16 protein-coding genes and 1 pseudogene are annotated in these 22,787 nt (G+C 61.6%); 13 read left to right on the top strand and 4 right to left on the bottom strand.

Annotation, left to right across the window (positions count from 1 at the left end; genetic code table 11):
* Positions 1-170 precede the first annotated feature (170 nt).
* The gene (locus tag A7K61_RS24630; RefSeq protein ID WP_047712472.1) at positions 171-1,514 is read left to right on the top strand and encodes an MATE family efflux transporter; all 1,344 of its coding nucleotides are present in this window, start codon (positions 171-173) and stop codon (positions 1,512-1,514) included.
* A gap of 112 nt (positions 1,515-1,626) precedes the next feature.
* Here the strand turns inward: A7K61_RS24630 and speA are convergent, their stop codons facing one another.
* The 4 genes from speA to A7K61_RS24610 form a co-directional block, all read right to left on the bottom strand.
* Positions 1,627-3,540 carry an arginine decarboxylase gene (speA, locus tag A7K61_RS24625; RefSeq protein ID WP_003188203.1) on the bottom strand — a complete coding sequence of 638 codons (1,914 nt, stop codon included), beginning with the start codon at positions 3,538-3,540 and terminating at the stop codon, positions 1,627-1,629.
* A gap of 143 nt (positions 3,541-3,683) precedes the next feature.
* On the bottom strand, positions 3,684-4,055 hold the full coding sequence (locus A7K61_RS24620) for a translation initiation factor Sui1 (RefSeq protein WP_003188201.1): 372 nt from the start codon (positions 4,053-4,055) through the stop codon (positions 3,684-3,686).
* Between the two features lie 306 nt (positions 4,056-4,361).
* Positions 4,362-4,898, bottom strand: a complete 537-nt coding sequence (locus A7K61_RS24615; RefSeq protein ID WP_044271103.1) for an NUDIX hydrolase — start codon at positions 4,896-4,898, stop codon at positions 4,362-4,364.
* A 2-nt stretch (positions 4,899-4,900) separates the two neighbouring features.
* Entirely contained in the window at positions 4,901-5,968 is a 1,068-nt protein-coding gene (locus tag A7K61_RS24610) for a DUF2333 family protein (protein WP_032893759.1), read from the bottom strand.
* A 298-nt stretch (positions 5,969-6,266) separates the two neighbouring features.
* Here A7K61_RS24610 and A7K61_RS24605 point away from each other — a divergent pair, with 298 nt between their 5' ends.
* The 12 genes and pseudogenes from A7K61_RS24605 to A7K61_RS24550 all read left to right on the top strand — a co-directional run bounded on the left by A7K61_RS24605 (position 6,267) and on the right by A7K61_RS24550 (position 22,505).
* Positions 6,267-7,937, top strand: a complete 1,671-nt coding sequence (locus A7K61_RS24605) for a PleD family two-component system response regulator (RefSeq protein ID WP_019818274.1) — start codon at positions 6,267-6,269, stop codon at positions 7,935-7,937.
* 1,499 nt (positions 7,938-9,436) lie between these two features.
* Positions 9,437-9,952: pseudogene (locus tag A7K61_RS34305) on the top strand (methyl-accepting chemotaxis protein); the annotation flags it as partial.
* Between the two features lie 296 nt (positions 9,953-10,248).
* On the top strand, positions 10,249-10,704 hold the full coding sequence (aroQ, locus tag A7K61_RS24595) for a type II 3-dehydroquinate dehydratase (RefSeq protein WP_014716732.1): 456 nt from the start codon (positions 10,249-10,251) through the stop codon (positions 10,702-10,704).
* Positions 10,705-10,728: 24 nt separating this feature from the next.
* Positions 10,729-11,193, top strand: coding sequence for an acetyl-CoA carboxylase biotin carboxyl carrier protein (gene accB / locus A7K61_RS24590; RefSeq protein ID WP_003188191.1), 465 nt, complete (start codon positions 10,729-10,731; stop codon positions 11,191-11,193).
* A gap of 17 nt (positions 11,194-11,210) precedes the next feature.
* On the top strand, positions 11,211-12,572 hold the full coding sequence (gene accC, locus A7K61_RS24585) for an acetyl-CoA carboxylase biotin carboxylase subunit (RefSeq protein WP_003188188.1): 1,362 nt from the start codon (positions 11,211-11,213) through the stop codon (positions 12,570-12,572).
* Positions 12,573-12,788: 216 nt separating this feature from the next.
* Positions 12,789-13,667, top strand: coding sequence for a 50S ribosomal protein L11 methyltransferase (gene prmA, locus A7K61_RS24580; RefSeq protein WP_034134793.1), 879 nt, complete (start codon positions 12,789-12,791; stop codon positions 13,665-13,667).
* Positions 13,668-13,697: 30 nt separating this feature from the next.
* Positions 13,698-14,948, top strand: a complete 1,251-nt coding sequence (locus A7K61_RS24575) for a DUF3426 domain-containing protein (protein WP_047712469.1) — start codon at positions 13,698-13,700, stop codon at positions 14,946-14,948.
* Positions 14,949-15,133: 185 nt separating this feature from the next.
* Positions 15,134-16,147 (top strand): tRNA dihydrouridine synthase DusB, encoded by a 1,014-nt coding sequence (gene dusB, locus A7K61_RS24570; RefSeq protein ID WP_034126416.1) that lies wholly within the window; start codon positions 15,134-15,136, stop codon positions 16,145-16,147.
* On the top strand, positions 16,144-16,464 hold the full coding sequence (fis, locus tag A7K61_RS24565) for a DNA-binding transcriptional regulator Fis (protein ID WP_002555375.1): 321 nt from the start codon (positions 16,144-16,146) through the stop codon (positions 16,462-16,464). Before dusB ends, fis begins: the two co-directional genes overlap by 4 nt.
* Before the next feature lie 82 nt (positions 16,465-16,546).
* Entirely contained in the window at positions 16,547-18,154 is a 1,608-nt protein-coding gene (gene purH / locus A7K61_RS24560; RefSeq protein ID WP_003188169.1) for a bifunctional phosphoribosylaminoimidazolecarboxamide formyltransferase/IMP cyclohydrolase, read from the top strand.
* A 170-nt stretch (positions 18,155-18,324) separates the two neighbouring features.
* Positions 18,325-19,617, top strand: coding sequence for a phosphoribosylamine--glycine ligase (gene purD, locus A7K61_RS24555; RefSeq protein WP_014716727.1), 1,293 nt, complete (start codon positions 18,325-18,327; stop codon positions 19,615-19,617).
* 116 nt (positions 19,618-19,733) lie between these two features.
* Positions 19,734-22,505 (top strand): hybrid sensor histidine kinase/response regulator, encoded by a 2,772-nt coding sequence (locus tag A7K61_RS24550; RefSeq protein WP_044271090.1) that lies wholly within the window; start codon positions 19,734-19,736, stop codon positions 22,503-22,505.
* The last annotated feature ends 282 nt before the right edge of the window (positions 22,506-22,787 follow it).

Raw genomic sequence — 22,787 nt, 5'->3', positions numbered from 1 at the left:
GTACCCGGGCCAACTGTGTCGCCTGCCAGGCCGCCTTCGCGAGCAAGCCCGCTCCCACAGTTGGATCGTTGGGGTGTCAGGTAGATAGGTATCGGCTGGGAGGCCGCCATCGCAGGCAAGCCAGCTCCCACATTGGCCGGGTACAATGCCGCTCCCCCGAAGGAGACTGCATGTCCACCTTATTGACCGATTGGCGCCACCGCCCCACCCACCGCCGCGTCTGGGCCCTGGCCGCGCCGATGATCCTGTCGAATATCTCCGTGCCCTTGGTCGCCCTCGTAGACAGCATGGTCATCGGCCACCTGCCCCACGCCCACCAACTGGGCGCCGTGGCTGTCGGTGCCAGCCTGTATACCTTCCTCGCCTGGGCCATGGGCTTCCTGCGCATGGGCTCCACCGGGTTCGCCGCCCAAGCCGCCGGGCGCAACGATGGGGCGGCGTTGCGGCAGATCCTGTTGCAAGGCTTGTTGCTGGCGCTGGGCCTGGCAATGCTGCTGGGCACGGTGGGTATTCCCCTGAGCCACCTGGCCTTGGAATGGATGCAGCCCTCGCCCGAACTGAACCAACTGACCCGCGAATTTTTCCACACCCGCCTGTTCGGCCTGCCCGCCGCCCTCGCCAGCTATGCACTGGTCGGCTGGTTCCTCGGCACCCAGAACGCGCGGGCGCCGTTGGCGATTTTGCTGACCACCAACCTGGTGAACATCGCGCTTAACCTGTGGTTTGTACTCGGCCTGGACTGGGGCGTGGTCGGCTCCGCCCGCGCCTCGGTAATCGCCGAGTGGACCGGCGCCCTGCTCGGCCTGGCGCTCACGCAAAAAGCCCTGCGTGCCTACCCCGGGCATATCGCTTGGGCCGCCTTGAAACTGTGGCAAAGCTGGCGCCCATTGCTGGCGGTCAACCGCGACATCTTCATCCGCAGCCTGGCACTGCAGTCGGTGTTCTTCATGATCACGGTGCAAGGCGCACGGTTGGGCGATGCCACCGTGGCAGCCAATGCGCTGCTGCTTAACGGCCTGTTACTGACGGCTCACGCATTGGATGGCTTGGCCCACGCGGTCGAAGCCCTCTGCGGCCACGCCATCGGCGCCCGTGACCGGCAGGCGTTGCGGCGGTCATTGGTGGTGGCCTGCGGTTGGTCACTGATCGCCAGCGTCGGCTTCGCCCTGCTGTTCACCTTCGGCGGCCATCTGTTTATCGCCATGCAAACCGATATTCCCAGCGTGCGCGAAACCGCCGACATCTACCTGCCTTACCTCGCGGTATTGCCGTTGATTGCGGTGTGGAGTTATTTGCTCGATGGGCTGTTTATCGGTGCAACGCGGGCGCGGGAAATGCGCGATGGGATGTTGCTGACGGTGCTGCTGGTGCTGCCGATTGCCTGGGCGTTGCAGGGTTTGGGTAACCACGGCTTGTGGATCACCTTTCTGCTGTTCATGGCGGTGCGCAGCCTGACGCTCTGGGCGATAGCCTGGCACTTGAATCGGCAAGGGCTGTGGCTGGGAGCAAGCTGAAGGAATACAAACCCAAATGTGGGAGCGGGCTTGCTCGCGAAAGCGGTGTATCAGCCAAATAATCAGCGACTGACACTGCGCATTCGCGAGCAAGCCCGCTCCCACATTTTTATTACGAGGACAGGTACGAAGAACGCGTCAGGCCCAGACGCAACGCATCCAGGAACTGGGTACGCTCGGACGCCGAGATCTTCGCGCTCGCGCACTTGTCACGGTAATGCGTCATCAACTCCTCCGGCGACAAGTGCACATAGCGCAGCATGTCTTCGATGGTGTCGTGGGTCTCGATCCCGGCGCTGTACACCGAGCCGTCTTCACGCTGGTAGATGTTCACCGAGTCGGTATCACCGAACAGGTTGTGCATGTCGCCCAGGATTTCCTGATAGGCGCCGACCAGGAAGATACCCAGCAGGTAGTCTTCGCCTTCGTTCAAACCGTGAACCGGCAGGCTGGTCTCGATGCTCTGCTCGTCGACGTATTGCTTGATCTTGCCGTCGGAGTCGCAGGTCAGGTCTTGCAGCACGGCGCGGCGCAGCGGCTCTTCGTCGAGGCGGTGCAGCGGCAGGATCGGCAGGACCTGGCCGATGGCCCAGGTGTCCGGCAGGCTCTGGAATACCGAGAAGTTGCAGATGTACTTGTCGGCCAGCTTGTCATTGAGTTCGTCCAGCACCTGGCGGTGCGAGCGCTGGCGGGCTTTCAACGAGTTGTGCAGGCGACGGCACACCGCGAAGTAGCACTGTTCTGCCAGGGCTTTTTCCGCCAGGGTCAGCTTGCCATCGGCGTACTGGGCCGCCACGTCGCTCATGTAGTGGGTGGCGCGCCAGTAGGTTTCGGTGACCATCTCGATGTCGGTCGGGCCCAGCAGGTCCACCAGCCATTGCACGGTTTCCGGCAGGCTTTCCTTGTTTTCAATGGTCGGGATTTCGTCGTTGTGCTTCTCGACGTCCGTCACCTGCACCACCAGCATGGCGTGGTGAGCGGTCAGGGAGCGACCGCTTTCAGAGAAGATGTTCGGGTGCGGCAGGCTCTGCGCGTCGCAGAATTCCTTGAGCATACCCACCACCACGCCGGCGTAGTCGTCCATGTCGTAGTTGATCGAACTGGCGTTGCGCGAGTGGGTACCGTCGTAGTCCACGCCCAGGCCACCGCCAACGTCGATGTGGTCCACCGGCAGGCCGAGGTTGCGCAGTTCGCCGTAGTAACGAATGGCTTCCTTGAACCCGTGCTGGTAGTCGGCCAGGTTGGCGATCTGCGAGCCCATGTGGAAGTGCAGCAGGCGGATGCCCTGGTCCAGGCCGGCCGCGCGGAAGCGCTCGACCACCGACAGCAGCTGCGCCGCCGACAGACCGAATTTTGATTTTTCGCCACCGGTGTCGGCCCACTTGCTCGATGCCAGGGACGACAGGCGCACACGCAGGCCCACCTGCGGCTTGACCTTGAGGCTCGCCGCCTCTTCGATCACCAGCCCTACCTCGGACTCTTTCTCGATCACGATGAACACGTTGTGGCCGAGCTTCTGGCCCATCAGCGCCAGGCGGATGAACTCACGGTCTTTGTAACCGTTGCAGACGATGGTGCCGCCCTTCGGCGCCAGGGCCAGCACGGCCAGCAGCTCAGGCTTGGAGCCGGCTTCCAGGCCGATGGAGACGTTCTGGGTAGCAATGATGTTCTCGATCACTGCTTCCTGCTGGTTCACCTTGATCGGGTACAGCGCGGTGTACTTGCTCTGGTATTCCAGGCGCTCGATGTTGGCATCGAAGGCACCGGTCAATTGGCGCACGCGGTCTTGCAGGATATCGGGGAAGCGCACCAGCAGCGGCAACGACAGGCCGCTTTTGCGCAACTCATCGACTTGCTCGTACAGGTCGACGGGCGTGCTGTTCGGGCCGTTCGGACGGACTTCTACGCGACCGGCTTCATTGATCGCGAAATACCCGGCCCCCCAATGGCGAATCCCGTAAACACTGCGGCTGTCCGCAACTGTCCATTGGCTGCCATCGTCTTTGCGTGTGCGTCGTACGGACATCGAAGTCCCCTATAAATGAAGGCGAAGGCGCCACCTCTCGTTCGAGGCTGGCGCAGTCTAAAGAATGAAAATGACGATTTGCCTGCAAGGGAAGTAGACCCCACTGGCAGGACAGAGTTTAGCCACAGGTTGGGAAGAGGCTTTCAGCCGCCGGACTTCTTGGCCTTGTACCCGAGCTTGATCAGCTCGGCCAACAGCAACTCGACGTGATCGCCCTGGATCTCGATGACCCCGTCTTTCAACGCGCCACCGGTGCCACAACGCTTTTTCAGCGAGGTGGCCAATTCCTTCAGGGCCTCTTCAGCCAGGGGCACGCCGGTGATGGTGGTCACCGTCTTGCCGCCACGGCCTTTGCTCTCGCGACGCACGCGGGCAATACCGTCGCCTTCGGGGATCAGGGTCTGTTTGCAGGTGCACGAATCCACGGGCTGACGACAGTCCGGGCAGTGTCGACCTGCGTCGGTGGAAAATACCAGGCCACCAAGGGCGGCGAAGGATGCGGCTTTTTTGGCCACCGGCAATCCTCTTGGGAGGATGAAGACTGATCGGCGCCGCACAAGGCAGTAACCGACCGCGAAGCCCCACTCAGGCAGGGGCAGCGCTACCGAACCGTCAAAGTAACATCCACTGTAGGAGCAAGCTTGCTCGCGAAGAGCGTCAACGATAACGCGGGCATTCAGGCAGCACGCGGTGTCTTGGCGTTTTTCGCGAGCAAGCTCGCTCCTACAGGGTGAAACAATAGCGGTTCGGGTGAAAAGGCGCGCAGTGTAACGGCAAAAAGCAAAGTTGCTAAGAGCCAAATGGCGCCAATTTATGCAACTTTAGCGACGTGAGTCGAGATAGCGCCGCAAGCCCTCTTGGGCGTCCGGGCAATAAGGCTTTTGCTCGGCCTCTGCAAGCACCGCTTCGATGGTTAGAAAACGCGCTTCCATGACCTCTTCAGGCTGCAAGCACAGCGGGCCGTCCCAGACGGCAGAGTAGGAAGTACACCAAAGACGGCTGTCGCCATCTTCAAAGTAAAAATGATCGTGCTCGACCAGCTCCACGCCACTCACGCCCAGCTCTTCGGCCAATTCCCGCTGTGCCGACAGGGCATAGCTTTCTCCCGCCGCCACCATCCCGCCCGCCGCCGTATCCCAGAACCCCGGATACAGGGCTTTACTCAGCGTGCGCCGGTGCACACACAGCTCGCCTCTGGAATTGAACAGGAAGATAAAAGTGCAGCGGCCAATCAAGCCGCGCTGGCGCAGGTCGGACCTGACCAGGTGGCCGAGCAGGTGGTCCTGCTCGTCGACCCAGCAGATCAGTTCAGCATCGGAAGCCGCTCGGTGTGCGGCCTCCTTTTGAGTAGCGTCCATCATCAACCCTGGTTGAGGAGCTGACGCAAGTCGATCACTGCAGCGTTTGCCCGGGAAATGTAGTTGGCCATCACCAGCGAATGGTTCGCCAGTACACCGAAGCCACTGCCATTAAGAATCATAGGACTCCAAACCGGTTCCTGCGAGGCCTCCAGCTCACGAATGATCTGGCGCACGCTGACGGTGGCGTTTTTCTTGGCCAGTACGTCGGCAAAGTCGACTTCGATGGCACGCAACAGATGGGACAGCGCCCACGCCTGGCCGCGCGCTTCGTAGAACACGTTGTCGATTTGCATCCATGGGGTTTCCACCACTTCTTCATCAACCTGCGGCACTTCACCCGGCGCCAGCGCCTCGGTTTTCAGCGCCGTGTTCAGCTTGACCCGGCCCACGCTGGCGGACAGGCGCTGGGACAACGAGCCCAAACGGGTGGCCACATCGCCCAGCCAGTTGTTGAGGTTGTCGGCACGCGCATAAAACAGCGCGCCGCGCTGGTTCGGGTCAGACAGGCGCGCTTCGTAGCGGCTCAGGGAGTTAATGCCTTCCTGGTATTCCGACTCACTGGACGGCAGCACCCAGCTCTTGTTATCGAAGTTGAAGCGCGGCTCGGCCTTGGCCAGGTCCGCGTCTTCAGCCGACTGCGACTGGGAGCGGGCAAAGTCTTTACGCAGGGCACGGGTGAGGTCACGCACCTGCACCAGCACGCCATATTCCCAGCTCGGCATGTTGTCCATCCACAAGCCCGGCGGGAAACGGTCGTTGGAAATATAACCGCCCGGTTTGTTCAGCAAGGTGCCGACCACGGTCTTGAGGGTTTCGACGGTGGTGTAGCCCACCACTATCTGCTTGCCTTCCTTCTCGGCGGCAAGCTGGGCGGTTTGCTGGACCGGAAACAGCGCCGGCTCCTGGCTCCAGTACCAACCCAGGCCACCGGTGACCAGCAGGTACAAGCCGATGATGCTGAGCAAAGCTCGGCTCATCAGCAGGTTGCGAAAATAGCTGCGGTTGGCCGACTTGGGCTCAGGGGCGGGGCCTTTGGCACTGCCTTCGCGGTTTTTCCAGTCCAGCATGGCGATATCCTTTCAATCACTTGAGTTCATGCACGTCAATTGTCCGGGTGCGTTCAGACATTCCGACCACAACCCTACCCCATCGTGCCCATCGGTGCGGGGCTTTTACACGAAAGTGGCGCACCGGGCCGCTTGGACTATAAAGGATGCACACCTTTTACGCTGGGCGACCAGCCGGTCAATAACTGAATCTCTGGCATGCAGACTTAATTGACGTATGACACTCATCTATCAGAAAAGAGGTGCTAGCATAGCGCCATCAGTCGACCTCAGCATGCACCCTCACAGTAGTCAGGATATGACCGAGTCAGAAGACCCCAGCCGCGAGCGTCTCAAGCAGCACTTTGCCCAGCGGGTAATTCATCAGGCACGTCAAATTCTTGAGATCTGGCAGCGCCTGCAGCGCAGCGAGTGGTCGAACGCCGACTTTTCCGAACTCAGCGAAGCCAACCTGCGCCTGCAGCGCTTCGCCGAACGCTTCGAACAGCCCGAACACACGCAACTGGCACGGCATATCAGTGAATCCCTGCAAGCCGTGGACGAGAACCGTGGCCGCCTGAGCAGCCAACTGATCACTGAGCTCAACCGCTTGATGCAACGCCTGTCCCGCACCGGCCTGCGCCAGGGCGACCAGCTTGAGCAAACCTTCCTGCCACCGATGCGCAAGCCGATCTACGTGATGCTCGCCGACCATGACCGCGCCGAGCGTCTGGCCAAGCAGCTCGAATTCTTTGGCATGAGCGCCCACGCTCTGGACAGCGTCGCCGCCTTTCGCGCGGCCATGGCCGAGCGTTTGCCGTCGGCGATCGTGATGGACGTGGACTTCTGCGGCACAGGCCTGGGCCTGAAGCTCGCCGCAGAAGCCCAAGAGGGCCTGGAGCACAAGCTGCCGCTGTTGTTTTTCAGCCTGCACGAAACCGACACCCCGACGCGCCTGGCCGCCGTGCGCGCCGGTGGCGAAGAGTTCCTGACCGGCACCCTGGAAGCTTCAAGCCTGCTGGAAAAGATCGAAGTGCTGACCTGCGCGGCCCAGTACGAACCATATAAAGTGCTGATCATCGACGACTCGCGGGCCCAGGCGCTGCACACCGAACGCCTGCTCAACAGTGCCGGGATTATCACCCGCACCTTGATCGAACCGATCCAGGCCATGGCCGAGCTGGCGGATTTCCAGCCCGACCTGATCATCCTCGACATGTACATGCCTGCCTGTACCGGCACCGAACTGGCCAAGGTGATTCGCCACAACGACCGCTACGTCAGCGTGCCGATCATCTACCTGTCGGCTGAGGACGACCTGGATAAACAGCTGGATGCGATGAGCGAGGGCGGTGACGATTTCCTCACCAAACCGATCAAGCCGCGTCACCTGATCACCACTGTGCGTAACCGTGCCTCGCGTGCGCGCAACTTGAAGGCACGGATGGTGCGCGACAGCCTCACCGGGCTGTACAACCACACGCATATCCTGCAACTGCTCGAAGATTGCAGCTTCCGCGCCCGCCGCGAGAACAAGCCTCTTAGCTTTGCCATGCTCGATATCGACCACTTCAAGCGCGTCAATGACAGCCACGGCCACCCGATGGGCGACCGGGTGATCAAGAGCCTGGCACTGTTTCTCAAGCAGCGTTTGCGCAAGACCGATTACATCGGCCGCTACGGCGGTGAAGAGTTCGCCATCGTGATGCCCGACACCGACCTGGAATCGGCCTGCAAGGTGCTGGACGACATTCGCCGGCGCTTTGCAGAAATCCACTACCCCGCACAACCGCAGGATTTGTGGTGCACCTTCAGCGCCGGCCTGGTGGAGCTGTGCGACGATTCCGACAGCCTGATGATGGCTGCTCAGGCTGACGAAGCGCTGTACCGCGCCAAGGACGCCGGACGCAACCGCGTGCAAGCCGCTCGCACATCAAAGCAAAGTGCCATCTTTTCACCAGAATCCACCGATTCGGTCATAACGCTGTAATACAAACGCAATAAATTCAGGCGCTTATCTCTTGCCGTCGGTTGAAACCCCGCATGCGCCTGAAGCTGCTGACCAATCTCAATACCCTTCTGCTGGTGGCCGTGTGCCTGGCGCTCGGGGCGACGCTGTGGTGGTCGCAACGGGCACTGGAGCGCCCGTACTTGTTGATGGAGCGCTACCTGGGTTTGTCCCAGGTCTTTCAAAACCAGGCTGCCCGTAACATCGAGGACTACTTGGCCAGCGGCGATGCCCTGCGCCTGAGCAGTGCCACCCAGAGCCTGGAAAGCCTGCAACTGCAGCTAGCGCAACTGCCGCCCGAATTGGCGCAAAACCTACGCCCCAGCCTTATGGACCTGGAGACCTTCAGCAAGACCGACCTGTTGGCCGCCGGTAAATTGGCTGGCGACCCGCAAGCCCTGTTGCTGCAAGCCGAACGTGAACTGGGCGCGAACCTGGAACAACTGAGCCAGTACGCCAGCGGCATCAATTCTGCGGAGGCTGCGCGTTATATGCCGCCATTGCTCGCCGCCTCGCAGCATCTGGGCAAACTGTCCCTGGCCCGCGACAAGCTCGTGAGCAGCGGGCGCGCCGAGTTGGCTGCGGATGTCGAGCGCGAAGTGACCCACCTGAGAACCCAGGCCGACCTGCTCGGGCAACTGCCCTTATTGGGAATAAAGGCCAGCGCAGAATCCAACACCGACGATTTTTCCGCGTTGATGGGCCTGGAAAACACCGAAAAAACCGAAGCCCAGGACACCGGCGTTGACCTCAAGCGCGAGCTCAACAGCCTGTTGACCCGCTACCCCGCCGAGCTGCAGCGCACCCGTGAGCAGATTCAGCAACGCACTGACCTTGCCGCCAGCACCCACCTGAAAATCACCAACGTGCAACAAGCCATCGCCGGCCTCGAACCCGTGGTGCGCGCGCAACATGCGAAGATTCAGGGCGAAGTGCGTGTGATACAAGGCGTGATGATTGGCCTGATCCTGCTGATCGCATTGTTGATCGACACCTTGCAACGGCGCCTGGCGCGCGTGTTGACCAACCTGGCGCCGGCCTTGTCGACCTGGGCCGAAGGCGACTTCAGCCAACCGATCGCCCTGGGCAAGACCAACCGCGAGCTGCACGATATCGAGGCCTCCCTCAACCGCCTGCGCGCCTACCTGGTGGACCTGGTCGGCACCATCCGTGGCAATGCCGAAGAAGTGGCGGGCAGCAGCCGCGCCCTGGCCGAACTGAGCAGCGGCCTGCACGACGGCGCCGAACGCCAGGCCGGCGACACCGCGCAAATCCGTGATTCCCTGGGCGAGTTGGAAGCCACCATCCAGCAAGTCGCAGGCGATGCCAGCCAGGCCGCCGGCGCCAGTCGCAGTGCGGGCCAGGCCGTGGAGCAAGGCCAGCGCGTGATCGGCCTGAGCCTCAACGGGTTGCATGCCTTGGTGGGTGAAGTGCAACAAAATGCGCAAATGATCGAAAAACTTGCCGAAGAGTCCGCCACCATCGGCGGCGTGCTCACGGTGATCCGCTCGATTGCCGACCAGACCAACCTGCTGGCCCTTAACGCCGCCATCGAAGCCGCCCGCGCCGGTGAGGCCGGGCGTGGTTTCGCCGTAGTGGCCGACGAAGTACGCTCCCTGGCCCAGCGTACCGCCGGTGCTACCGCCGAAATCCAGGGCCTGATCGCCGGCCTGCAAACCGCCGCGCACCAGTCGGTAGAAGGCATGCGCGCCCAGGTCGAACACGCCGAAGCCACCGCCCAGCAAGCCCAGGCGGCGGATGGCGCGCTGGATGAAATCGTCGGCGCGATCCAGACCATCTCCGACACTGCCGTACGTATTGCCGATGTGACCGCACAGCAGAGTGGAGCCGTGAGCGAGATACGCGACAACAGTGAGCGGATTCATCAATTGGGTGAGGATAATTTGCTGCGTATTGGCCAGGGCCGCAGCCAAGGCGAACACCTGCTGGTGCTGGGCGGGCAACTGACTACCGCCGTGCAAGCCTTTCGCGTCTAACCCGATATCCCGCCCGGTGTAGACCAAACGTGGGAGCGGGCTTGCTCGCGAATGCGGTGTGTCAGTCAATGCATCTTTAGCTGATCCACCGCTTTCGCGAGCAAGCCCGCTCCCACAATGGGTCTCCAGCGATCTCAGTGCCGTATCAGCGATGACTGGATCTGAAACCACAGTCACAAATTTTGCGCAATCCTCGCTAATCGTGCCGGCTACTGCATAGAACTGGACAGTCACAAAGGCTTTGCGGCATAGTCGCCGGGTTCTGACGCACCCACACCAATAACAAGGAACAGCCAATGGCGACCTTACTGGTTCTTCACGGACCCAACCTGAACCTGCTTGGCACCCGCGAACCGGGCGTCTACGGGGCAGTGACCCTCGACCAGATCAACCTCGACCTGGAACGACGGGCACGTGAAGCCGGCCACCATTTGCTCTACCTGCAAAGCAATGCCGAGTATGAATTGATTGATCGCATCCATGCCGCGCGCGGCGAAGGCGTGGACTTTATTCTGATCAATCCCGCCGCTTTTACGCACACAAGCGTTGCATTACGTGACGCGCTGCTGGCGGTGAGCATCCCATTCATCGAAGTGCATTTATCGAACGTGCACAAACGCGAAGCTTTCCGCCATCACTCTTACTTCTCCGACGTAGCGGTAGGAGTGATCTGCGGCCTTGGCGCCAGCGGTTACCGACTGGCCCTGGAGGCCGCCCTGGAACACATTGAAGAACAGGCTAAACGCCCCTGACCGACCCTTGGGAGTTGATGATTCATGGATATCCGTAAAGTTAAGAAACTGATCGAACTGCTGGAAGAATCCGGTATCGACGAGCTGGAAATCAAGGAAGGCGAAGAGTCCGTACGGATCAGCCGTCACAGCAAGACCCCGGCCCAACAGTTCTACGCGCCACAGATGCAAGCGCCGGCTCCAGCCGCTGCTGCTCCGGCTGCCGCACCTGCCGCCGCCGCTGCGCCTGCCGCCCCAGCCGCGCCTGCGCTGAACGGCTTCGTGGTCAAGTCGCCAATGGTCGGTACGTTCTACCGCACCCCGGCACCGACCTCGCCAGCCTTCGTTGAAGTGGGCAAGACCGTGAAAGTGGGCGACACCATCTGCATCGTTGAAGCGATGAAAATGATGAACCACATCACCGCGGAAAAAGCCGGCGTCATTGAATCCATCCTGGTAGAAAACGGTCAGCCGGTTGAGTACGACCAGCCGCTGTTCACCATCGTTTGAACCGCGGAGCGCCTTCGATGTTGAAACCTGCGAAGAAACTGCAAAAAGTCCTGATCGCCAACCGCGGCGAGATCGCGCTGCGTATCCTGCGCGCCTGTAAGGAAGAGGGCATCAAGACCGTCGCTGTTTACTCGACGGCCGATACCGAATTGATGCACGTGAAACTGGCGGACGAAAGCATCTGCATCGGCCCGCCACTGGCCACGAACTCGTACCTGAAAGTCTCGAACATCATCGCCGCGGCAGAAGTGACCGGCGCTGATGGCATCCACCCAGGCTACGGCTTCCTCGCGGAAAACGCCGATTTTGCCGAACAGGTGGAAAAATCCGGGTTTGCCTTCATCGGCCCCAAAGCCGAAACCATTCGCCTGATGGGCGACAAGGTATCGGCCAAGGACGCCATGATCGCGGCCGGCGTGCCAACCGTTCCAGGCTCCGACGGCCCACTGCCTGAAGACGAAGAAACCGCTCTGCGCATTGGTCGCGAAGTCGGCTACCCGGTGATCATCAAGGCCGCAGGTGGCGGTGGTGGTCGCGGCATGCGCGTGGTGCACAAGGAAGAAGACCTGATCGAAGCCGCCAAGCAGACCCGCTCCGAAGCGGGCGCCTGGTTCGGCAACCCGATGGTCTACCTGGAGAAGTACCTGACCAACCCACGTCACGTGGAAGTCCAGGTGCTGTCCGACGGCCAGGGCCACGCCATCCACCTGGGCGACCGCGATTGCTCGCTGCAACGTCGTCACCAGAAGGTTTTGGAAGAAGCTCCGGCTCCGGGCCTGGACGAGAAAGCCCGCCAGGAAGTGCTGGCACGCTGCGTCAAGGCGTGCATCGACATCAACTACCGTGGCGCCGGCACCTTCGAGTTCCTCTACGAGAACGGCCGCTTCTACTTCATCGAGATGAACACTCGTGTGCAGGTAGAGCACCCGGTATCGGAGATGGTCACCGGTATCGACATCGTCAAGGAGATGCTGAGCATCGCCGCCGGTAACGTGCTGTCCTTCACCCAGGACGACGTGAAGATGCACGGCCACTCCCTGGAGTGCCGCATCAACGCCGAAGACCCGAAAACCTTTATCCCAAGCCCTGGCCTGGTCAAGCATTTCCATGCGCCCGGCGGCAACGGCGTACGTGTGGATTCGCACCTGTACAGCGGCTACAAGGTTCCGTCCAACTACGACTCGCTGATCGGCAAGCTGATCACCTGGGGCGCCACTCGCGACGAGGCCATGGCCCGTATGCGCAATGCCCTGGACGAAATCGTGGTAGACGGCATCAAAACCAACATCCCGCTGCATCGGGACCTGGTTCGTGATGAAGGCTTCTGCGAAGGTGGTGTGAACATTCACTACCTGGAACACAAGCTGGCCAACCAGTAAGTGCTCCACCCAACAAAACCGCCTTCGGGCGGTTTTGTTGTTTGTGGGCCACCGACCTGGCTGGATCAATACAGTCCACCTGTGGGAGCAAGCCCACTCCCACATTTTGTGCTGTGCAAACCTGCTGTAGTGTCGTCTTCTGCCCGCTGCTCGCGTAAACTTGCGCGCTTTCGCGGCCTGCCCGCCGCACATTCATTTTTTTCAAAGGTGCCCGCCATGCCTTGGCTGCAAGTCCGTCTCGCCATCAGCCCAGAACAAGCCGAAACCTACGAAGACGCGTTCCTCGAAGTGGGCGCCGTGTCGGTGACCTTCATGGACGCCGAAGACCAGCCGATCTTCGAACCGGAACTCAATACCACGCCGCTGTGGTCCCACACCCATTTGCTGGCCCTGTTCGAAGACGGCACCGACGCCGCTGCCGTGCTGGCCCATATGGAACTGCTCACCGGCGGCCCGCTGCCCGAGCATCACAGCGAAGTCATCGAAGACCAGGACTGGGAACGCAGCTGGATGGATAATTTCCAGCCCATGCGCTTCGGCCAGCGCCTGTGGATCGTGCCAAGCTGGCACGCCGCTCCCGAGCCAGACGCGGTGAACCTGCTGCTGGACCCGGGCCTGGCGTTCGGCACCGGCACCCACCCCACCACCGCCCTGTGCCTGGAATGGCTGGACGGCCAGGATCTGACCGACAGCAACGTCCTGGACTTCGGCTGCGGTTCGGGGATTTTGGCAATCGCCGCCCTGCTGCTGGGCGCCAAGGAGGCCGTGGGCACCGATATCGACGTGCAGGCCCTGGAAGCCTCACGCGATAACGCCGGGCGCAACAACATTGCCGAAGGCAAATTCCCACTCTACCTGCCTGAAGATCTGCCCCAGGTTCAGGCCGATGTACTGGTGGCCAATATCCTCGCCGGGCCACTGGTGTCGCTGGCGCCGCAACTGTCGAGCCTGGTCAAGCCGGGCGGGCGCCTGGCGCTGTCGGGCATCCTCGCCGAGCAAGGTGAAGACGTGGCGGCGGCCTACGCCAAGGACTTCGAGCTGGACCCGATCGCCAACCGTGATGGCTGGGTACGCATCAGCGGTCGTCGGCGCTAGAATGAGCGCTTGCCTGAATCGGATGGCCGCATGACCGACAGTTTCGTCACCCAGTGCCCACATTGCCAATCGCGCTTTCGCGTCAACCACGCTCAATTGAGCGTGGCCCGCGGCGTGGTGCGTTGCGGCTCGTGCCTGCAAGTGTTCAACGCCGCTCGCCAGTTGCTCGAGCAACGGGCCCAGGCGTCTGCGCCGGAAGCGGAAGTGCCGACCACCGCTGAGCCGGCCGTCGAACCGACTGGCGAAGCACCTCCCGAACCACCGCGGGCCATCAGCCAGAAACAGTGGACGGCCGAAGAGCTGGACCTGGATAACCTGGACAAGGAACTGGCCAAGCTGGAACGTCGCGAGATTCAGCACACCCAGGCCGTGGGCGCAGAACGTCGCCAGCCAGGTGCCGACCGTCGGCAAAAGGAAGAGTCCTTCAGCGCCAGCCGCGATACGGTCAAGGCCGAGGAAGAAAAATGGGCGGCCAGCCTGTTCAGTGAGCCGCCCGAAGAGCGCACCCAGGCACCAGCGGAAGAGCCCGAGCCGGCCAAGGCGCCTGCGTCCAAACAGCGCACCGAACCGTCCATGTCGGCCCACACCGACGACCTCGATGACGAACCGGCGCTGCACACCACCGCCGAGGATGAAGATCTCGACCCGCCGCTGACGCCCACCCTCGACGAGCCGGAACCCGAAGACCGCGCGCAGCCACGACGCAAGCGCGCACGAACGGAGGCCGGCGTACATGACGAACTGCTCCAGGACCTGGAAGACGACCCCCTGCACTTGTATGCGCAGAAGCGTCCGTCAGGCTGGGGCCGCCGCCTGGCCTGGATAGTGCTGGTGGTACTGGCCGCCGCCGGCCTGGCCTGCCAGTACATCGCTTACCAATTCGACGATCTGGCCCGCCAGGACGCCTACCGCCCGTGGTTCCAGGCGCTGTGCCCGAAACTGGGATGCACCGTGCCATCGCGGGTCGACATTACCCATATCAAGAGCAGCAACCTGGTGGTGCGCAGCCATCCCGAGTTCGCCGGGGCGCTGGTGGTGGATGCCATCCTCTATAACCGCGCGACCTTCTCCCAGCCCTTCCCGCTGCTGGAGCTACGCTTTGCGGACCTGAACGGCGGCCTGATTGCCAGTCGTCGCTTCAAGCCCGCCGAGTACCTGAGCGGCGAGTTGGCCGGCGTGAGCGAAATGCCCTCGCAGACGCCGATCCACATCTCCCTGGACATCCTGGACCCCGGCAACAAAGCCGTGAATTACAGCCTGAGCTTCCATTCGCCCGAGTGAAACGGCGTGCCCACCGAGGTTTGACGGCGGATTATTGACTTGGCCGCCGTCGACCAAACCGATGGCGATAAAAAAGTAACTGTTCAGATTTTATCCAATTCAGCCTTTAACCAGTCATCGAGAGCGGGTATCATGCCAACCCTTTTTCGAACTCTAATGATCCGGCCCCACAACAGGGAAGTCCTATGTCGGCGGTACGCATCGGCCCATACACATTGCAAAACGGCTTGATCCTCGCCCCGATGGCGGGTGTCACCGACCAGCCCTTTCGTCAGCTGTGCAAGCGTTTGGGCGCGGGTCTAGTAGTCTCTGAAATGGTTACCAGCGACATGAGTTTGTGGAACACCCGCAAGTCGCGGATGCGCATGATCCATGAAGGTGATCCCGAGCCACGCTCGGTGCAGATCGCCGGTGGCGATGCGCAGATGCTGGCGGATGCAGCCCGGGCCAACGTCGAGCTGGGTGCACAGATCATCGATATCAACATGGGCTGCCCGGCCAAGAAGGTCTGCAACAAGGCCGCCGGTTCCGCACTGTTGAAAGATGAGCAGTTGGTCGCCGAGATCCTGCAGGCCGTTGTCGGCGCAGTGGATGTGCCGGTAACCCTGAAGATTCGTACCGGTTGGGACCGGGACAACAAGAATGGCCTGACGGTGGCGAAGATCGCTGAACAGGCAGGTATTACAGCGCTGGCGGTGCATGGCCGCACCCGCGCCGACCTTTACACCGGTGAAGCCGAGTACGACACCATTGCCGCGATCAAGCAGGCCGTGTCGATGCCCGTCTTTGCCAATGGCGACATCGACAGTGCCGAGAAAGCCCGGCGCGTGCTGCACGCGACCGGTGCCGATGGTTTGTTGATTGGCCGGGCCGCCCAGGGGCGGCCGTGGATTTTTCGTGAAATCGAGCATTTCCTGCGTACCGGTGAAGTCTTGCCGGCACCAGAGTTGGTCGAGGTGGAACGTATTCTGCTAGAGCATCTGGCCGCCCTGCACGCCTTCTATGGGGACGTGATGGGAGTACGCATTGCTCGCAAGCATGTCGGCTGGTATCTCGCCACCTTGCCGGGCGCCAAGGAATTCCGCGCTCAGTTCAATCGTTTGGATGAAACGCAGGCACAGGTCGCCACCGTTCGTGAGTTCTTCGCCGGACGCGACAAGAGCCTGGGAACAGGGGATGGAGAAGGGGTGGCCGCATGACGATGATGACCGAGACTTTAGTGAGTGGAACAACACCCGTGAGCGACAACGTCAATTTGAAACAGCACCTCAACACGCCGAGCGAAGAAGGCCAGACCCTTCGCGGGAGTGTCGAGAAGGCGCTGCACAATTATTTCGCCCACCTTGAGGGCGCTTCCGTCACGGATGTGTACAACCTGGTGCTCTCCGAAGTCGAGGCGCCCTTGCTTGAAAGCGTGATGAACTACGTCAAGGGCAACCAGACCAAAGCCAGTGAGCTGCTGGGCCTCAACCGTGGCACCTTGCGCAAAAAGCTCAAGCAGTACGATTTGCTGTAAGCATTCAATCAAACCAGAAAGGCGCCCGCGTAAAACCGGTCGCCTTTTTTGCTGACTTCCTTTGCTTTTGATGGAAATTGAGATGACCGACCAGACCACCCGCCTGCCGATCCGCCGCGCCTTGATCAGTGTTTCCGACAAGACCGGGATCCTCGAATTTGCCCGGGAGCTGGAAGCCCTGGGTGTGGAAATTCTCTCCACGGGCGGGACCTTCAAACTGCTGCAGGACAACGGCGTGGCCGCAGTAGAAGTCGCGGACTACACCGGTTTCGCAGAAATGATGGACGGTCGCGTCAAGACCCTGCACCCGAAAATCCACGGCGGCATCCTCGGCCGTCGCGGTATCGACGACGCCATCATGACCGAGCACGGCATCAAGCCGATCGACCTGGTGGCCGTTAACCTCTACCCGTTCGAAGCCACCATCAACAAGCCAGGTTGCGACCTGCCGACCGCCATCGAAAACATCGATATCGGCGGCCCGACCATGGTGCGCTCGGCGGCCAAGAACCATAAAGACGTGGCCATCGTGGTCAACGCCAGCGATTACGCCAGCGTCCTGGAAAACCTCAAGGCCGGTGGCCTGACCTACGCCCAGCGCTTCGACCTGATGCTCAAGGCGTTCGAACACACTGCCGCCTATGACGGCATGATCGCCAACTACATGGGCACCGTGAACCAAGCGGCGCCAACTTTGAGCACAGAAGGCCGCAGCCAGTTCCCGCGCACCTTCAACAGCCAGTTCATCAAGGCCCAGGAAATGCGCTACGGCGAGAACCCGCACCAGAGCGCGGCGTTCTATGTGGAAGCCAAGCCGGCCGAAGTGGGCATCGCCACCGCCACTCAACTGCAAGGTAAAGAACTCTCCTACAACAACGTGGCCGACACTGACGCTGCGCTGGAATGTGTGAAGAGCTTCGTCAAGCCGGCCTGCGTGATCGTCAAGCACGCCAACCCGTGCGGCGTGGCCGTCAGCCCGGACGCTGAAGGCGGTATCCGCCAGGCGTACGAACTGGCCTACGCCACCGACACCGAATCCGCATTCGGCGGCATCATCGCCTTCAACCGCGAACTGGATGCCGAGACCGCCAAGGCCATCGTCGAGCGTCAGTTCGTCGAAGTGATCATCGCCCCAAGCGTCAGCGAAGAAGCCCGCGCCATCGTCGCCGCCAAAGCCAACGTACGCCTGCTGGCCTGTGGCGAGTGGTCGGCAGACCGCGCCGCGGCCTGGGACTACAAGCGCGTCAATGGCGGCCTGCTGGTACAGAGCCGCGACATCGGCATGATCGGCAGCGATGACTTGAAAGTCGTGACCAAGCGCGCGCCGACCGAGCAAGAGATCAACGACCTGATCTTCGCCTGGAAAGTGGCCAAGTACGTCAAGTCCAACGCCATCGTCTACGCCAAGAACCGCCAGACCATCGGTGTCGGCGCCGGCCAGATGAGCCGTGTGAACTCGGCACGTATCGCCGCGATCAAGGCAGAACACGCCGGTTTGCAGGTGGTGGGTTCGGTGATGGCATCCGATGCGTTCTTCCCGTTCCGTGACGGCCTGGACAACGCCGCGAAAGCAGGCGTGACTGCCGTGATCCAACCGGGCGGCTCGATGCGTGATGCAGAAGTCATCGCCGCCGCTGATGAAGCGGGCATTGCGATGGTCTTCACCGGCATGCGCCACTTCCGCCACTGATTGACTGGATCTTTAGCGGGCACTGGCTTCATGTGGGAGCTGGCTTGCCTGCGATGGCATCACCTCGGTGCAACTGACACACCGAGGTGCCCGCATCGCAGGCAAGCCAGCTCCCACAGGAAAACAGCCAACAGTGCCCCCACGAATTTGCTCCATCCGAGGTTTTTGAAATGAATGTTTTGATCATTGGCAGCGGTGGCCGTGAACACGCCCTGGCCTGGAAAGTAGCCCAGGACCCACGCGTGCAGAAAGTCTTCGTGGCCCCCGGCAACGCCGGTACCGCCATCGAAGCCAAGTGCGAAAACGTCGCCATCGACGTGCTGGCCCTGGAGCAGTTGGCAGATTTTGCCGAGAAGAATGTTTCCCTGACCATCGTCGGCCCGGAAGTGCCGCTGGTGGCTGGCGTCGTGGATCTGTTCCGCAGCCGTGGCCTGGATTGCTTCGGCCCTACCGCGGGCGCCGCCCAGCTGGAAGGTTCGAAAGCCTTCACCAAGGACTTCCTGGCTCGCCACAAGATCCCGACGGCCGATTACCAGAACTTCACCGAGATTGAGCCGGCCCTGGCTTACCTGCGTGAGAAAGGCGCACCGATCGTGATCAAGGCCGATGGCCTGGCTGCCGGTAAAGGCGTGATCGTCGCCATGACCCTGCAGGAAGCCGAAGACGCCGTGCGCGACATGCTCGCCGGCAATGCCTTTGGTGACGCGGGTTCGCGTGTGGTCATCGAGGAATTCCTCGACGGCGAAGAAGCCAGCTTTATCGTGATGGTCGACGGCAAGAACGTATTGCCAATGGCCACCAGCCAGGACCACAAGCGCGTCGGCAACGGCGACAGCGGCCCGAACACCGGCGGCATGGGTGCCTACTCCCCGGCACCAGTGGTCACCGCCGACGTGCACCAGCGCGTCATGGACCTGGTGATCTGGCCAACCGTGCGTGGCATGGCCGATGAAGGCAACGTGTACACCGGTTTCCTTTACGCCGGCCTGATGATCGACAAAGCCGGTAACCCGAAAGTCATCGAGTTCAACTGCCGTTTCGGCGATCCGGAAACCCAACCGGTGATGCTGCGCCTGCAATCGAGCCTGGTGCTGCTGGTGGAAGCCGCCCTCGCCCAGGCCCTGGACAAGGTCGAAGCGCAATGGGACCCACGCCCGAGCGTCGGCATCGTGCTGGCGGCCGGTGGCTACCCTGCCGACTACGCCAAGGGCGATGTGATCGAAGGCCTCGACGCGGCCGCTGCGCTGGAAGGCAAGGTCTTCCATGCCGGCACCGCGCTCAAGGACGGCAAAGTTGTAACCGCCGGTGGCCGCGTATTGTGCGCCACCGCGATGGGTGCCAGTGTCGATGCCGCGCAACAACAGGCGTACAAACTGGCGGCGAAAATCGACTGGAAGGGCTGCTTCTACCGCACCGACATTGGCTACCGTGCCATTGCCCGCGAACGTGGTGAGAACAACTGAGCAGCTACACTTGCAGTAGCTATCCGTTCGGTTAGGTAAGGGCCTTTGGCCCTTGCCGTACCCTGTCGCCCCGCGCATAGTTAACCCGTGCATCCAACTACCGAAGGGATTTCGCCGTGCGCTGGCTCAGGATCGCCATAGGTTTCACAATCAGTCTGCTGACTTTGCTCTGCTTGCTACCGGCCCAGGCCGCCGCGCAAGGCAGTGGCTGGGCGGTATTGCTTGATGAACAGGCCGACCTGCAACTGAGCGACATCCGTTCCTCCCGCTACACCAATCAATTCAGCCCCATCGAACTGGACCGCATCACTGCCGCGCAGCCGGACGGTGCGTTGTGGGTGCGTTTCAGGTTGCAGCCTGGCAAGCACGAACAAGTGCTGCGGGTGTTCGCCCCGGACCTGTCCAGCCTGAGCCTGTACGTGCTGGACGGCGACACCCTGGTGGAGCAACAAATCACCGGCACTCGCCAACCCCAGGCTGAGCGTCCGTTGCCCAGCAGCGACTTCATGTTACCGATGCCCCAGAGCCAACAGCCTCTGGAGGTGTACCTGCGGCTGGTTTCGGAACACGAACTGCGCCCTTACATCACCCTGGAACCTGCGGTACTGGCCGCCGCCAACCAGAACCAGACGCTGATCTACGGCCTGCTGTTTGGCGTGCTGTCGATGTTGATCCTGCACAACCTCACGCGCTTCGCCTACCACCGCTCGCGCAGCAGCCTGTGGCTGGCCGCGTGCGAGTTCCTGTTGATGCTCAGCCTGGCGCTGCTACTCAACCTGGTGGGGCCGTGGCTGCCGAACTGGCACGCGATCCAGACCCCTGGCGCCTACCTGGCCCTGCTGCTGACCGCGCCCTGCGGGCTGATGTTTGCCTACCGCTTCTTCATGCCCCTGGGCCCGCATCCGCTGAATAAGGTGTTGATGGCTGACATCCTGCTGATCATCCTATGTGGCCTGCTGCTGTTGTTCGTCAATACCTTGCCGTTGAACATCATCACCTATGCCCTGGTCGCGCTGGCGGGCCTGAGCATGCTGTTTGTCTCGGCCTATCACTGGCAAAAAGGCTACCGCCCGGCGCGCTTGTTCGTCGCGGCCATGGTGGTGTTCAACATCGGCACGCTGATCATCCTGCCCGCGCTGCTCGGCCTCACCCTGGTGGCGCCACAAGGCCTGATCGTCACCCTGCTGAGCTTTATCTGCCTCAGCGGCCTGCTGATGAGCCTGGCCCTCGGCGAGCGCCAGCGCGCCATTGTCGAAACCCGCTTCAGCCTCAGCCGCGACCTGGCGGCCAGCAACGCCGAAATCGCCGCCAAGGCCGAGTTCCTGGCGAAGATCAGCCACGAAATTCGCACCCCCATGAACGGTGTGCTGGGCATGACCGAGTTGCTGCTGGGTACGCCGTTGTCGGTTAAGCAACGCGACTATGTGCAGACCATCCACAGCGCCGGTAATGAGTTGCTCACCCTGATCAACGAGATTCTCGACATTTCCAAGCTCGAATCCGGCCAGATCGAACTCGATGATGTGCAGTTCGATCTCAATGCACTGATCGACGACTGCCTGAGCATCTTCCGCGCCAAGGCCGAGCAACAGAATGTCGAGCTGATCAGCTTTATTCAGCCCCAGGTGCCACGGGTGATCAGCGGTGACCCGACGCGGCTGCGCCAGGCGTTGCTGAGCCTTCTGGAAAACGCCCTGCACAAAACCGATGAAGGCGAAGTGCTGATCGTTGTCGCCCTGGATGAGCGCAGCACCAAGCCGCGCCTGCGTATTGCCGTGCAAGACAGCGGCATCCCCATGGAAGCCGCCGAACGCGACGCCTTGCTGCACAGCGAACTGCACAGCAAAAACTTCCTCTCGGCGACGCGCTTGAGTGGCCACCTGGGCCTGGTCATCGCCCGCCAACTGATCCTGTTGATGAACGGCGAGTTCGGCGTCAAGAGCGGCAGTCACCAGGGCAGCACCCTGTGGCTGACGCTGCCCCTGGACCCTGAACGGCTGGAGCACCCGACCAGCGACCTCGACGGCCCGCTCAAGGACGCCCGCGTGCTGGTGGTGGACGACAACGACACCTGCCGCAAAGTGCTGGTGCAGCAATGCACGGCCTGGGGCCTGAACGTCAGCGCCGCGCCTTCGGGCAAGGAAGCCCTGGCGCTGCTGCGCACCAAGGCGCACCTGCGTGATTACTTCGATGTGGTGCTGCTGGACCAGAACATGCCCGGCATGACCGGCATGCAACTGGCGGCGAAGATCAAGGAAGACCCGAGCCTGAACCACGACATCCTGCTGATCATGCTCACCGGCATCAGTAACGCGCCGAGCAAGATCATTGCGCGCAACTGCGGGATCAAGCGCATCCTCGCCAAACCGGTGGCGGGCTATACCCTCAAGACCACCCTGGCCGATGAACTGACCCAGCGCAGCAAAGGCGCCCTCGTTGCACGCCCGGCCCCCAGCGCGCCGGTAGCCATCACCGTACCCAGTGATTTCCGCATCCTGGTGGCCGAAGACAACAGCATCTCCACCAAAGTGATTCGCGGCATGCTCGGCAAGCTCAACCTCAACCCGGACACCGCCAGCAACGGCGAAGAAGCGCTGCAAGCGATGAAAGCCCAGCGCTATGACCTGGTATTGATGGACTGCGAGATGCCGATCCTCGATGGTTTCTCTGCCACGCAGCAACTGCGGGCGTGGGAAGTCAGCCACCAACGCGTGCGCACGCCGGTGGTGGCGCTCACGGCGCACATTCTCTCGGAACACAAAGAACGCGCACGCCAGGCAGGCATGGACGGGCATATGGCCAAGCCGGTGGAGCTGTCGCAACTGCGCGAGCTGGTGGACTACTGGGTGGCGCAGCGCCAACAGCGCCCGGAACACGCCCCATCCTGAACCTGAAATACCATCCCCTGTGGGAGCTGGCTTGCCTGCGATAGCGATGTATCAGTCACTGATGTGTTAACCGACCCACCGCTATCGCAGCATAGGTATCTACACAACTTCGGTACGACGCTAAACCTATGGCGAGGGAGCTTGCTCCCGTGACGGCCGGACAGCCTACACTTATCTACCTGCCGCCCCGCGATCAAACTGTGGGAGCTGGCTTGCCTGCGAAGACGGCCTGGCAGTCAACACAGTTGGATTGTGTACATATCCATTGCTGCGGTAACGGCC

Source organism: Pseudomonas sp. AP42 (assembly GCF_001728935.1).
In the GTDB taxonomy this organism is placed as follows: Bacteria; Pseudomonadota; Gammaproteobacteria; order Pseudomonadales; family Pseudomonadaceae; genus Aquipseudomonas; species Aquipseudomonas lactis.
This window is presented reverse-complemented; position numbering and strand designations above follow the sequence as displayed.